We start from the raw sequence: 12772 nt of genomic DNA, 5'->3' as shown, positions 1-12772 counted from the left end.
GGTCAGAGCGGGTGGTCGGTGGGTGCGAGGTCGTCGTCCGTGCCGGCAGCGGCCGCACCGCCTACCGGTGGGTCTGGGACGGCACTGCCAGTGTGGTGATCACATGGCGAGACTGGTCGCGGGTGACCGGGCCGCGCTGCTGGTGCCCGTCGCTGCCGGCACCCGGACGTCGCCGCCAGCAGGCTCCGAGGCGGCAGCGCCGCTCTGGCCCGGCAGCCACCGTCGGGTCGGCCCCACGGCCGTGAAGAGCCGTCGACCTCTTCGGGACGTCCCGGGCCGTACGCGTCCCTGAGCGGGTCAGCTGTCGCAGGTGGTGGCGGGCAGGCCGGCCACCTTGACCGGGGACCGGCCGCCGGGTCGGGCCTTGCCGGCCAGCACGGCGGCCAGCCCGTTCATGGCCGCCCGGCTGGACGAGTAGGTCGCCAGCAACGTCGGCGACTTGGCCTTGGCCAGCACGTACGGGGTGTCCATGGCGACCGTCACGGCGGCGTCGGCGCGCAGGTCGCCGGTGCCGTCGCCGTAGCCGACCAGGTGCACCACGGTTCCGCCGCTGGGCACCACCCGCACCCCGGCCGCGGTCAGGGCTTCGGTGAGCAGGGCTCGCGTCTTGTCCCGCCCGTCGGAGGAGGTGACCGTCACGGGTCCGTGGATCGGGGCGGTGTCGCAGGAGCCGCGCAGCACCGTCACGGCCGCGGCGGCGAGCGCGTCCGCCGCCTTGCGGTGCTCCGGGTCGTTCAGCGTCGACATGTCCGGCGCCGTCGTGCCGGCCAGTCGGAACTTCATGGTCAGCACTCGGGTCGCCGCATCGACGAGCCGGGCCCGGGGCAGCGATCCGTCGCGCAGCGCGGCGAGCAGCCCGTCGTACGCCTTGCTGACGTTCGGGGTCATCAGGATGAGGTCGTTGCCGGCCTTCAGCGCGCGCACAGCCGCCTCTCCCGGCGACCAGCGCTTGGCCGGCTCCATGTTCATGCCGTCGGTGATCACGACGCCCTGGAAGCCGAGCTGGCCGCGGAGCACGTCGGTGAGGAGCTTGTGCGAGAAGGTCGCGGGGGTGCCCGGGTCCACCGACCGTACGTCGAGGTGGGCGGACATGACCGCCATGGTGCCCGCGTCGATGCCCGCCTTGAAGGACGGCCATGCGTCGGCCTCCAGCGTCGCGCGGGACTGGGTCAGCGCCGGCAACTCCTTGTGGGAGTCGTCCGCGCTGTGCCCGTGCCCGGGGAAGTGCTTGAGGGTGGCCGCCACCCCCGAGCCCTGCAGGCCACGGACGGCGGCGCCCACCTGCGGCGAGACGCGCTTCTGGTCGGACCCGAAGGACCGGGAACCGATCACGGTGCTGCGGGTGGCGAGCACGTCGGCGACCGGTGCGAAGTCCAGGTTGATCCCCAGCGCGGCCAGCTCGGCGCCGGCGGCCCGCCAGGCCGCCTCGGTCAGTGCCGGGTCACCTGCCGCCCCGGCGGCCAGGGCGCTGGGCAGCGCGGTCACCCCGTCGGTGATCCGGGTCACCACGCCGTACTCCTGGTCGGTGCCGATCAGGAACGGAGCGGCACCGGTGGGCAGCTTGGCCGCGGCGTCGCGCAGCCCGCCGGTCAGCTCACGGACCTGCTCCGCGCTGTCCACGTTCGTGGTCTCCTGGTTGCCCTGGGTCGGGTCGTCGGCACTGAAGCCGACCAGGATCAGTCCGCCCAGGTGGTACTTGGCGATCATCTCGGCGGGGGTGTCGACTCCGGCGAGCGCCTGGTTGCCGGCCGCCGAGCCGGCTGAGACCTCGGTGGCCGAGCTGCCGTAGGCGTACGGCATCAGCACCTGGCCGACGAGGTCCTCGTCCGTGAGCGTGCCGACCAGGGCGGCGGCGCGGGCCGCCGGGTCGCCGGCCGACGGCGGGGTCGACGGGGACGGCGGCGGCGCGGACGGCGACGACGGTCGCTCCGCGGCTCCCGAGCAACCGGAGGCGAGCAGAGCGGTCAGGGCTACGACGGCGACGATGGCGCGGTGCGGGCGAATCGACACACCGCCCATCCCACCAGTGCACCGCGTATCAGGGCAACTCGGCCGACCGGCGCCGCGCGACCCCGTCCTGCCGCCGGTGAGGATCGACACGCCGCGGCGGCTCCGCTCAGCCGACCCAGGTGAGCAGGGTCACCGGGGCGCCGTCGCCGGCGTAACGGTACGGCTCCAGTTCCGCGTCCCAGGCGGTGCCGAGGGCCTTCTCGACGGCGTGCGCGATCGCCTCCGGGGCGCGGGCGGTCGCGAGGATGCTGCGCAGCCGGTCCTCGCCCAGCTGGATGTCACCGGCCGCGCCGACCGTGGCCCGAAACAGGCCGCGTCCCGGAACGTGCATGAAGCGCTCGCCGTCGGCCCCGGGACTCGGTTCCTCGGTCACCTCGAAACGGATCATGGGCCACTGCCGGAGGGCAGCAGCCAGGTCGGCGCCCGTTCCCGGACGGCCGGTCCACCCGCACTCGGCCCGGCGTGCGCCAGGATCGACGGGTTGTGCGGTCCACTGCAGATTGACCGGCGCGGCGAGGACGCGCGCGATCGCCCACTCGACGTGTGAGCACACGGCGAGCGGGGTCGAGTGGACGTATACGACGCCACGCGTTGGCACGGTGACCTCCCGGAGAGCGAGGTGCGTCTTCCCCTACGACCTCGACCACCCGAGTGGCTCCTGCGACACATGATGACTCGTGTGACGGACGGTGCGCCAGGGAATCGGAAAATTCACCGGCAGGAGCCGCCGGAATAGCCGGAAGGGTGGCCGCCGTTGGAACCCTCGACGGCGCGATGACCAGCCAGGGATCGTGGTCGTGTACAGTTCCATCGGCGGCTTGTGCCGCGCACGTCTTTCGCGGGCTATCCATCCGGAGTCGTCCGCAACAGCCCCCGGACGTTCAAGTCCTCCCGTACGTCTTGCAAGGAGTACCTCCGTGGCGAGCAACACCTCTAAGACCGCGCGCGCGTCCGTCCGGGCCGGCCAGGCTGGCCAGGGTGGCGCCCTCAGCGTGCTGGGCGAGTTCAAGTACCTCCTCCCGCTCAACAGCGGCAAGCACGTCTACGTGCGAAACCTGACCAACGGCAAGACCGCGCACCTGCGCACCGACTCCGAGGCCTTCGTCGAGGAGATCCGGGTGCTGGCCGCCGCCGGGCACGCCGCCAAGATCCGTGCCGAGCTGAACACGCTGGCCGAGGCGCACCCCGGTGACGGCTGGGACGCGACCGAGAAGCGCCTGGTCGAGGCCGGCGTCTTCGAGGGCTGAGCCCTCTCCCTGCGCAACACCCAACCGCCCGTCGGGACATCCCGACGGGCGGTTTCGCGTCTCCACCCCACCCCGCCGCACCCGGCCCGGTTGATCCTGGCGGTGAGTTCGCTCTCCGAAACCCGCGTCAGCCTCATGACCGGCAGATGCGGGGCGCAGGCCGCGGGGATCTTTCCACCGCCAGGGTTGGCGTGGTGTCATGGCGGGTAGCCGGTGTTACCACCGGGTACGCCGGTGGGCGGATCCGGGCGGCCCGGGGAGGCGGCGATGCCGGAGCAGTCGCAGGTACGCCTGGCCGACGGAGTGCGCCTGCACGTCGAGGCGTCCGGCCCCGCCGACGCCGAGGTCACCATGATCCTGCTGCACGGCTGGACGCTGGACGCGCGGAGCTGGCACCGGCAACTCAGCGCGCTGAGCGAGACGGTCGGCACCGCGGTGCGACTGGTCGCGTACGACGCGCGGGGTCACGGACGCTCCAGCTGCATGCCACTGCGTACGGCCACCCTGGCCCAGCTCGGCGACGATCTCGCCGCAGTGATCGACGCGCTGGCCCCGACGGGCCGGATCATCCTGGTCGGGCACTCCCTGGGCGGAATGACGATCATGGAGTACGCGCACCGGCATCCCGAGCACTTCGCGGCACGTACGGCCGGCCTCGCCTTCGTCTCGACCACCGCCGAGGGGCATACGCACACCGCCTACGGGCTCTCCTCCCGCATCACCCGGCTGATCCGGCTCGCCGAGACCACCGGCGCCGGCGTGCTGGCCCGCTGCGGGTCGTGGCGGCCGCCGCTGGCGCTGCTACGCGCACTGCGCCCGAGCATCCGGTGGCTGCTCTTCGGCGACCGGTGCGACCCGGCCGACATCCGGCTGGTCACGTCGTCGGTGGCCCGCGCCTCGCTCCGCTCGATCGGCGGCTTCCGCGCCTCGATCGGGACGCAGCACCGCCTGGCGACCCTCGCCGAGCTGGCCCACCTACCGGCCGCCGCCCTCGTCGGCGACCAGGATCGGCTCACCCCGCCACCGTGCGCCGAGTCGATCGCCGCCGCGCTGCCGACCGCCGAGTTGACGGTCTGTCCCGGCGCTGGGCACATGCTCATGATGGAACGCCCCGACGAGGTGAACTCGGCCCTGCTCGGAGTGCTCCATCAGGTGCTCGGCCGGCCGCTGTCCGCCGGTCCGCTCACGCCGGCTTCACCGGCCTGACGAGGCGCTACGCCGTACCTGGCGAAGCGGTACCACCGGCCGGGGCCGTACTCTCGTTCGGTTGGCCCGGCGTGCGGCCCGCGGCGTACCGCGGTGCCCGCAGCCGGTGAGGGATCAGGAGCACGCGTGACCGACCAGACCACCCTGGAGCAGGAGATCGCCGTCGAGCAGCGGCATCTCGACCGGGTGTACTCCCGACTCGCCGAGCTGCGGCAGTCGGCGGTCCGCGCCGAACGGGACGGCTACCGGCTCGCCCGGGTCGGGAACTTCGGCGCGCTGGTCGAGCGGGACGCCATGGTCTTCCACGCGGCACAGCGGCGGCACACCCTGGACGCCGAGCACGAGGGGCTGGTCTTCGGCCGGCTCGACCTGCGCGACCGCCAGGTGCTGCACATCGGCCGGCTCGGCATCCGGGACGAGAACGCGATCAGTCTCGTGGTCGACTGGCGGGCGCCGGCCGCCGCCGCGTTCTACCAGGCGACTCCGGCCCAGCCGCTCGGCGTGGTACGCCGCCGGACCATCCAGTCGAGCCGGGAGCGGATCGTACGGATCGAGGACGACCTGCTCGACCCGGGTGCCGCTCCGCCGGACATGGCGGTGGTCGGCGACGGCGCGTTGCTCGCCACGCTCTCCCGCGCGACCGGGCGGGGCATGCGGGACATCGTGGCGACGATCCAGCGGGAACAGGACGAGGCGATCCGCTCCCCCGGCTCGGGCGTCACGATCGTCTCGGGCGGTCCCGGCACCGGCAAGACGGCCGTCGCCCTGCACCGGGCGGCGTACCTGCTCTACTCCGACCGCAGCCGGTACGCCGGCGGCGGCATCCTGGTGGTCGGCCCATCCTCGGTCTTCGTCGAGTACATCGCCTCGGTGCTGCCCTCCCTCGGCGAGGAGACCGCCACGCTGCACTCGCTGGGCACGTTGTTCCCGGGGATGAGCGCGACCCGGACCGACGCGCCCGAGGTCGCCGCGGTGAAGGGCTCCCTGCGTATGCGCCGGGTGCTGGAGCGCGCGGTCCGGGACGCGGTGCCGGACGGTCCGACGGAACTGCGCCTGCTCTACCGGGGCGAGCTGCTGCGGCTGGACCGGCGGGACCTGGACGGGATCCGGGATCGCGCGCTGCCGCGGGGCGCCCGCCGCAACGAGGTACGCCGAGCCGGCTTCGACGGCGTCTTCGCGGCGCTCTGGGCCCAGGCGCGCCGGTTGAACATCAGCCGGTTGCCGGAGCAGCGGGCCTTCGAGGACGAGATCGCCGACCGGCCGGAGTTCCGGGAGTTCCTCAAGGCGTGGTGGCCGAGGCTGCACCCCCGGCACGTGCTGGGTTGGCTGACGCGCCCCGAGCGGCTGCGCCGGTACGCGGGCGGCATCCTCTCCGGAGCGGAGATCCGGCTGCTGACGAGTGCGTACCGGACGCTGGACGGCGAGGGGCTGACGATCGCCGACATCGCGCTCCTCGACGAGCTCGACGCGCTGCTCGGCAAGCCGGTGCAGGCGGCTCGGCCGAAGCGGGATCCGTTCCAGCTGGCGGGTGGGGTACGCGAGCTGAGCACGTACGCGGATCGGCAACGGGCCGCCCGGGCGGCGGCCCGGGAGCGCCCGGCCGACTACCGGGAGTACGCGCACGTGGTGGTGGACGAGGCGCAGGACGTGTCGCCGATGCAGTGGCGGATGATCGGCCGCCGTGGCCGTCTGGCGTCCTGGACGGTGGTCGGCGATCCGGCGCAGACGGCGTGGACCGGTGATCCGGCGGAGTTGACGCGCGCCCGGGACCAGGCGCTGGGCCGGCGCCGCCGGCAGAACTTCACCCTCACCACCAACTACCGCAACTCCTCCGAGATCTTCGCGGTGGCGGCGGCCGAGATCCGCCGGCTCGACCCGGACCTGTCGCTGCCCACCGCGGTCCGTTCCACCGGGATCGATCCGGTCGAACTGGCGGTACCGCGGGCGGAGCTGGAGAGCGCGACCATGGCAGCCGCCGACGCCCTGCTGGGTGAGGTGGAGGGGACGGTCGGAGTGATCACGCCGGTGCCTCGCCGGGACGAGGTGGCGAGCTGGCTCGGCGCGCTGGGCGGGTCCCGTCTGCAGGTGGTGACCAGCCTGGAGGCGAAGGGTATGGAGTACGACGGGGTGGTGCTGGTCGCGCCGAGCGAGATCCGCGCGGATCCCGGCTCGGGCGTCCGGACGCTCTACGTGGCGCTCTCCCGGGCCACCCAGCGGCTCGCCACGATCGACCCGACCGACTGAGCGGTCCCCCGGCGGCCCCGCCTCGGCCTCCGGCGCGGCCGACAGTTGCACACATTGCGATGTGAGCATATGTTTGACCGGTCCGGACCGTCGGCGGAGGGTGGTCTCGTGGGCGCAGGTCATGGCCACGACGAGTCGGTGGTGAACGCCGCGCAGCACCACCGCGGCCGACTCTGGGCGGCGTTCGCCCTGCTCGCGGTCCTGATGCTGGTCGAGGCGGTCGCCGCCTTCCGGACCGGCTCGCTCGCCCTGCTGTCCGACGCCGGGCACATGTTCACCGACGTGCTCGGCATCGGCATGGCCCTCGCGGCGATCACCGCCACCCGGCGGGCCGGTCACGACCCGCAGCGCACCTTCGGCCTCTACCGTCTCGAGGTGCTCGCCGCGCTGGCGAACGCCGTACTGCTCTCCGGGGTCGCGGTCTACGTGCTGGTCGAGGCGGTCGGCCGGTTCGGCGACCCGCCGGAGGTGCTCGCCGGCCCGATGCTGGCGGTGGCCGTGCTGGGCCTGCTGGCCAACGTGGCCGCCTTCGCACTGCTGCGACCCGGGGCCCGGGAGAGCATCAACCTCCAGGGTGCCTACCTCGAGGTGCTCGGCGACCTGCTCGGCTCGCTCGGGGTGATCGCGGCGGCGCTGCTCATCACGTTCACCGGCTGGTGGTGGACGGACCCGTTGGTGGCGGTGGCGATCGGCGTGTTCATCCTGCCGCGCACCTGGCGGCTCGGGCGGGCCGCGGTCCGCATCCTGGTCCAGGCCGCCCCGGAACACCTTCAGGTGACCGCGGTGCACGACCGGCTGGCCGCGGTGCCCGGCGTGGCCGGCGTACACGACCTGCACGTATGGACGCTCACCTCGGGCATGGAGGTGGCTTCGGCGCACCTCACCATGGCGCCCGGCGCGGAGGTCGGCACCGTGCTCGCGGCGGCGCGGGAGGCGCTGCACGAGGACTTCCACATCGAGCACGCGACGTTGCAGATCGAGCCCGGTGCGGCCCCTGGCGCCTGCGGGGCCGTCGAGTGGTGATGTGAACAGGCGGGGTCTTTGAGCCGGATGGTGCGGTTGTGCCGCATTTTTCGGTTAGCTCGACGGCACAGGGAGTCACATCGGCTGCAGCAGCCCCACCGGCACCGGTAGGCTCGGTCCCGGTCTCCGCCAGGAGGCGCCCACCAGCGCCGGCGGCGACCGCCGCCTAATCGCCGACGTTCGGCGAACCGGGGAACCACGTTCCTGGGGTGCATCCGCGCGAGCGGTAGGGATCTTCCGTCCCGAACCCGTCAGCTAACCCGGTCGGCGGCTGACGGAAGGACATGTGCATGCCAGCAGTGGCACCCGTACGACGACGCGCCGCCCGGATGGCGGCCCTGATCGCCGCGACGCTCGCCCTCGCCCTCGTGGCCACCCCCGGCACCGGCACCGCGGCCACTCCCCCGGCGGCTCTGCCCGCCGCGGCCCCCAGCACCGACACCGAGGGCGGCACCCCCGCCCTGCGCGCCCAGTTGGAGGCGGCCAGCAAGGGCTGGCTCGACGCGAAGGCCGCCCTGGCACGCTCCGTGACACGGCAGCAGCAGCTCACCGACCGGCTCAAGAAGACCGACGCCGAGCTGGCGGAGCGCAGCGGCAAGGTCGGCGAGATCGCCGGGGTCGCCTACCGCACCGGCCGGCTCGGCACGGTCTCGGCACTGCTCAGCAGCAGCAGCCCGGAGGGCTTCATGGACCGCGCCGCCGCCCTGGAGGCCGTCGCCTCCAAGGAGGACCGGGCGCTGCGTGACCTGACGGCGACCCGGGACGAGGCGAACCGGACCCGCGCCGCGCTGGACGGTGAGATCAAGGAGCAGCGCAAGCAGGTCGCCGTGATGGCGAAGCGCAAGCAACAGGCCGAGCGAGCCCTCGAGGTGGCCAACGCGAACGCGGTCAACTCCTCCGCCGGCGGGTCCAACCGGGGCACCTCCACCGCGAACGCCGACCCGGCGCCGCGCAACCCGGACGGCTCCTGGCCCAAGGAGTCGTGCAGCGTCAACGACCCGACACCGGCGAGCGGCTGCATCACCCCGCGCGCGCTGCACGCGCTCAAGCAGGCCAAGGCGGCCGGCTTCACCCGCTACGTCTCGTGCCATCGCAACGGCGGATCCGGCGAGCATCCCAAGGGGCGGGCATGCGACTTCGCCGCCCAGAAGAACGGCTTCGGCGGTGACGCCACGGGCGGCGACAAGACGTACGGCAACAACCTGGCCGCGTACTTCATCCGCAACTCCGACCGGCTCGCGGTGCTCTACGTGATCTGGTACCGGCAGATCTGGCTGCCCAGCAGCGGATGGAAGTCGTACAGCGGGGCGGGCGGAGACCCGTCCAGCGACCACACCAACCACGTGCACCTCTCGGTGTACTGACGCCGCGCGGGCGGGTGGTCGCAGCGGCCACCCGCACCGCCCGGATACGTCGCGGGACGTAGCCACGATGTCGCCGGTCGGCGGACGATCCGGCCGGCCGGCACGGGCAGCATCGAGGACATGACCCGAACACCGCCGACCGTGCGTAAGGCTCTGCTCACGCTGCACCTGGTCACCTCGCTGGGCTGGCTCGGCGCGGACCTCGTACTGCTCGCGTTGGGCGTGGCGGTGCTGCGCGGCGCCGACGCGGACGTGGTCTATCCGGCCGCCGCGCTGATCGGCACGACGCTCTTCGCGCCGCTGGCCGTCGCCGTGTGGGTGGTCGGTGTGACCAGCGCCCTGCTGACCCCGTGGAAGCTGTTCCGCTACCGCTGGGTGCTGGCGAAACTGCTGATCACCACGGTGATGGTCGGGCTCGTGCTGTTCCTGCTCACGCCGAGCCTGCGCGCCGCCGGCGACCTCGGGGCTGCGCTGCCGGCGCGGGACCGGGCCGACCTGGTGATCGCGCCCGCCGTGTCGACCAGCTTGATGATCATCGCGACGGTGCTCTCCACGTACAAGCCGTGGGGGCGGATGCGGCCGGCCGGACCGGGCGCGCGGCGCGGGCGCCCGGCGGTGGCCGGGCGCGCGGGTGCCTGACCGCCGGCCGCTGTCGCGGCGCCGGTCAGGACGCGGCGGGTGGGCTCTCCCGGTGGCGTTCGAGCTCGGAGACGAGCCGGTTGGCCAGTGCCAGGTGCGCCGCGCGGGCCTGCCGGAAGGCGTACGCGAACAGCGGCGCCGGCGCGGCGAGGGTGATCTCGACGTCGATGCGCACCAGCCCGTCCGCCTCGGCGCACAGCAGGGTGTGATTGCGCACCATGGTCGCCGGCCACTGCCGAGCCACGGTCAAGATCTCGTCGTCCGCTCGGACCAGCACGTCGGCGCGGTACGTCACCGGGAACCGCAGCGACCCGGCGGCCAGCCGGTCGGTGATGGCGTAACTGGCCCTGGCGCCCGCTCGGGGCGGCAGGCGGCGGACCCGGACGACCAACGGGTGCAGCGCGCCCTGCCGGCCCAGGTCGCCGAGCAGCGCGGCGGCGTCGGCCAGGGCGCAGCGCGCCTGCACGGTGTAACTGAAGGAATCGCGCCTGAGCACACCGTCTCCCGCCGTCGCCGGTCGCCCGATCCTCGCCCACCGGAGACGGGGTGGCAACGGCTGAGCGGGCCGCGGAGCGCATGCCGTGGTTTGGGGTACCTGTCGCATGACGGGCGGCGCGGGCCGCGGGAGCCGGAACCAGGGCCGGGGCGACGCGTGCACGGGCATGCGTCCGCCCACTCCCCTGCCTACGGGTGACCGTGGACCTCACGGGCCTCGACGAGGCTCGCGCCGACCCGGACGAGAGGTGAGCGCGGCTCAGGCGCCGGGAAGCACCTCGGGCGTGGCGGTGCCGGCGTAGTAGGGCTCGGGAGCGCCGAACAGGCCGAGCAGGCCGGTCACCCAGAGCTGCCGGTGCACGAACCGGCTCGGCTCGGTGACGGCGAGCTTGACGCCGCTCACCTCGGCGGTCTGGAAGCCGGCCACCATTGCGCTGATGCCGACGGAGTCGATGAAGGTGACGAGGCGCATGTTGAGCTCGATGCGCGCCGGACGGCCCTTGGCCAGCACCTCGGCGATCGCCTCGCGCACCTCGTACGCGGTGTCTACGTCGATCTCGCCCCGTGGGGCGATCTCCACAACACCACCGGGAAGAACCGACTTCACGATCGACAGGCTCACGCGAGCACCTCCACCCGCCCGTCCCCCGGGCGTCTCATCAGTACGCGGGCCGCGACCGAGAGTATTCCTCCGATGGCCTCGGTCGCCACCCCCGGGGGATGAGCAATTCGCGGATCAGGGCACATTTCGTCACCCTTGTCCGGATTTTTCTCTTCGTCTGTTCGTTCAACGACCCGTCGCGGACCGACGCATCGCCGCCCAGGGTAACCGGTTAAGGCCAGCCGGGCCGAAACGACGCGGCCCGGGCCGGCTCCCGCACGTCATGATCGGGCATCGATCGGTCCCGCGCGAGCCCGATTCGCGCTTGCCTCTGCGGCCTAGCATCAGCCGGGAGTCCACCACAGAGGGGATGATCAATGATCAAGAGACTGGCCGCGCTGGCCGGCGTCGGTGCCCTGCTCGCCCTCGTACTGGCCTGCGGCTTCGGCGGTGGCGACGACGATGACGATGACGACGACTTCGCTCGTGGTGTCGCCGTGGTCCTGGCACGCTGACCGCGACAGCTCCTTCTCCCACCTGCCGGCCGCCCGACCGCGGCCGGCAGTTCGCCGTATTGGGCCGGGCACCGGGACGAGCCGGTGGATGGCCCGGGTGGGCGGTTCGCTGGGTTTGGGGTGCCGATGGCCGGGGCACTGCCGGGTAGGCCAATCGTGACGCGCCGGTCCGGACGGCCGATGCCGACCCGGCCGCCGCGGCCGGCACTCCGAGGAGGTAACCCGATGTTCGGAACGAACCTGCTGGACCGCCGCAGCAGACCCGAGCGGATCGCGGACCACGCATGGCAACACCTGGTCTCCACGGTCAACGCCGCCGGGGACACCGTCCGAGGCCCCGCCCGCTCCGCCCAGCGCGGCGGTCACCGCCTCGGCGACGGGGCGGGTGACCTGGTCGGCAACGCCGCCGACGAGGCCCGCCGCCGAGCCACCTTCGCGTTCGACGCGCTCGCCGGTCGCCGGCCGGCGCTGCCCTGGACCCTGCTGATCGGCGTGGCGCTGGTCGGTGCCGCGATCGGCTGGGCTGCCGGCACCGCCGCACGGGCTGCCGGTGGTCGCGAGGACCGCGCGGTCGACGACATCGACTTCGTGGACGTGGACCGTCCCAACTCCCCGGTCGACCTGGACACCTGACCCGAGCGGCCGCGACACCGACCGCGGATCCACCTCGGACGACCGATTCGCCGTCTCGCTGATGTCAGGGTGTCCGGCGTTCGACGACACCCCGACGTCAGCGAGGTCGAGCCGGTCCCGTCAGATCGCGTTGATCCGGTCCGGGGCACGTTCGGCGCGAGCCAGGGCGCGCAGCACGGCCGGCTGGCCGTGTCGGCGTACCGCCAGCCGGGCGAGCAGCGACAGCACCGGCTCGACGGCGTCGGCGGGCAGTTCCGGGGTGGCTACGCCGACGCTGACCGCCAGGTCGTCCGAGTGCACGGCCAACTCCATGAGCCGGGTGGTCAGGAAATCGTCCAGGGTGAGCGACCAGGGCCCCCGAGCCAGGTGCACCACGCGCTCCGCCGGCTCCCTGGTCAACGCCGCGGTGAGCCGTTCCACCGCCTCGGCCGTACGCGCGACCAACGCGTCCGGCCCCTCCTGCGCGAGGCCCTCCCCCACCCGGCGGATCCCCACGTTCACGTCGTCGTCGACGCTCGCGCCGAGCCAACTCCCCCGCGCGTAGTGCTCGAGCAGTTCGATCGGATCGCCCGGCGGGACCGGCTCGGCCAGCATCGTCTCGACCTGGAAGACCTGCGAGGCGAGGTGCCCCGCGAGGCCGGCGACACCGAACTCGGCGAGCGCACTCGGTCGTTCCCAGCGCTCGGCGACCGCCGGGTCGTCCAGCAGCCGCACCGCCGAGCGAGCAGCCGTGAGATAGGCCGTCCTGATCGAAGCCATGTCGTACCTCCCCTGTTCGGAACCACGGGGAGCCTA

At 73.1% G+C, this 12772-nt stretch carries 13 protein-coding genes and 1 riboswitch; of the genes, 8 read left to right on the top strand and 5 right to left on the bottom strand.

The window, feature by feature from the left end:
* Positions 1 to 297: 297 nt before the first annotated feature.
* Positions 298 to 2019, bottom strand: coding sequence for a glycoside hydrolase family 3 N-terminal domain-containing protein (locus tag ABZS42_RS09450; RefSeq protein WP_355143469.1), 1722 nt, complete (start codon positions 2017 to 2019; stop codon positions 298 to 300).
* 97 nt (positions 2020 to 2116) lie between these two features.
* Positions 2117 to 2608: a DUF3145 domain-containing protein gene (locus ABZS42_RS09445; protein ID WP_355143468.1), complete on the bottom strand. Its 492-nt coding sequence runs from the start codon at positions 2606 to 2608 to the stop codon at positions 2117 to 2119.
* Between the two features lie 319 nt (positions 2609 to 2927).
* Here ABZS42_RS09445 and ABZS42_RS09440 point away from each other — a divergent pair, with 319 nt between their 5' ends.
* The 6 genes from ABZS42_RS09440 (at position 2928) to ABZS42_RS09415 (ending at position 9733) form a co-directional block, all read left to right on the top strand.
* Complete coding sequence (locus ABZS42_RS09440; protein WP_355143467.1) at positions 2928 to 3257, top strand: hypothetical protein; 330 nt, start codon at positions 2928 to 2930, stop codon at positions 3255 to 3257.
* A gap of 267 nt (positions 3258 to 3524) precedes the next feature.
* Entirely contained in the window at positions 3525 to 4463 is a 939-nt protein-coding gene (locus ABZS42_RS09435; protein WP_355143466.1) for an alpha/beta hydrolase, read from the top strand.
* A 126-nt stretch (positions 4464 to 4589) separates the two neighbouring features.
* Positions 4590 to 6707: an AAA family ATPase gene (locus ABZS42_RS09430; protein ID WP_355143465.1), complete on the top strand. Its 2118-nt coding sequence runs from the start codon at positions 4590 to 4592 to the stop codon at positions 6705 to 6707.
* Between the two features lie 108 nt (positions 6708 to 6815).
* Positions 6816 to 7730 (top strand): cation diffusion facilitator family transporter, encoded by a 915-nt coding sequence (locus ABZS42_RS09425; RefSeq protein WP_355143464.1) that lies wholly within the window; start codon positions 6816 to 6818, stop codon positions 7728 to 7730.
* A 153-nt stretch (positions 7731 to 7883) separates the two neighbouring features.
* Positions 7884 to 8016, top strand: a riboswitch (cyclic di-AMP (ydaO/yuaA leader).
* 4 nt (positions 8017 to 8020) lie between these two features.
* Positions 8021 to 9094, top strand: coding sequence for a hypothetical protein (locus tag ABZS42_RS09420; RefSeq protein WP_355143463.1), 1074 nt, complete (start codon positions 8021 to 8023; stop codon positions 9092 to 9094).
* Positions 9095 to 9214: 120 nt separating this feature from the next.
* Entirely contained in the window at positions 9215 to 9733 is a 519-nt protein-coding gene (locus tag ABZS42_RS09415) for a hypothetical protein (protein WP_355143462.1), read from the top strand.
* 25 nt (positions 9734 to 9758) lie between these two features.
* Here ABZS42_RS09415 and ABZS42_RS09410 read toward each other — a convergent pair whose 3' ends face one another.
* Both ABZS42_RS09410 and ABZS42_RS09405 read right to left on the bottom strand, forming a co-directional pair.
* Positions 9759 to 10229 (bottom strand): SRPBCC family protein, encoded by a 471-nt coding sequence (locus ABZS42_RS09410; protein WP_355143461.1) that lies wholly within the window; start codon positions 10227 to 10229, stop codon positions 9759 to 9761.
* Between the two features lie 258 nt (positions 10230 to 10487).
* Positions 10488 to 10850 carry an STAS domain-containing protein gene (locus ABZS42_RS09405; protein WP_355143460.1) on the bottom strand — a complete coding sequence of 121 codons (363 nt, stop codon included), beginning with the start codon at positions 10848 to 10850 and terminating at the stop codon, positions 10488 to 10490.
* Between the two features lie 356 nt (positions 10851 to 11206).
* Here ABZS42_RS09405 and ABZS42_RS09400 point away from each other — a divergent pair, with 356 nt between their 5' ends.
* Together ABZS42_RS09400 and ABZS42_RS09395 are read left to right on the top strand one after the other, a co-directional pair.
* The gene (locus ABZS42_RS09400; protein ID WP_175649341.1) at positions 11207 to 11344 is read left to right on the top strand and encodes a hypothetical protein; all 138 of its coding nucleotides are present in this window, start codon (positions 11207 to 11209) and stop codon (positions 11342 to 11344) included.
* A 225-nt stretch (positions 11345 to 11569) separates the two neighbouring features.
* Positions 11570 to 11977, top strand: coding sequence for a hypothetical protein (locus ABZS42_RS09395; protein ID WP_355143459.1), 408 nt, complete (start codon positions 11570 to 11572; stop codon positions 11975 to 11977).
* 120 nt (positions 11978 to 12097) lie between these two features.
* Here ABZS42_RS09395 and ABZS42_RS09390 read toward each other — a convergent pair whose 3' ends face one another.
* Positions 12098 to 12736: a maleylpyruvate isomerase N-terminal domain-containing protein gene (locus ABZS42_RS09390; RefSeq protein WP_355143458.1), complete on the bottom strand. Its 639-nt coding sequence runs from the start codon at positions 12734 to 12736 to the stop codon at positions 12098 to 12100.
* Between the last annotated feature and the right edge of the window lie 36 nt (positions 12737 to 12772).

Origin of the sequence: Micromonospora sp. NPDC005367 (assembly GCF_040606825.1) — a bacterium.
Classification (GTDB): Bacteria; Actinomycetota; Actinomycetes; order Mycobacteriales; family Micromonosporaceae; genus Micromonospora.
This window is presented reverse-complemented; position numbering and strand designations above follow the sequence as displayed.

Excerpts from the sequence above, each read along its gene's own strand:
- ABZS42_RS09450 (WP_355143469.1), bottom strand. The coding sequence starts at position 2,019 with ATGGGCGGTGTGTCGATTCGCCCGCACCGCGCCATCGTCGCCGTCGTA.
- ABZS42_RS09435 (WP_355143466.1), top strand. The coding sequence starts at position 3,525 with ATGCCGGAGCAGTCGCAGGTACGCCTGGCCGACGGAGTGCGCCTGCAC.
- ABZS42_RS09420 (WP_355143463.1), top strand. The coding sequence starts at position 8,021 with ATGCCAGCAGTGGCACCCGTACGACGACGCGCCGCCCGGATGGCGGCC.
- ABZS42_RS09415 (WP_355143462.1), top strand. The coding sequence starts at position 9,215 with ATGACCCGAACACCGCCGACCGTGCGTAAGGCTCTGCTCACGCTGCAC.
- ABZS42_RS09400 (WP_175649341.1), top strand. The coding sequence starts at position 11,207 with ATGATCAAGAGACTGGCCGCGCTGGCCGGCGTCGGTGCCCTGCTCGCC.
- ABZS42_RS09395 (WP_355143459.1), top strand. The coding sequence starts at position 11,570 with ATGTTCGGAACGAACCTGCTGGACCGCCGCAGCAGACCCGAGCGGATC.
- ABZS42_RS09390 (WP_355143458.1), bottom strand. The coding sequence starts at position 12,736 with ATGGCTTCGATCAGGACGGCCTATCTCACGGCTGCTCGCTCGGCGGTG.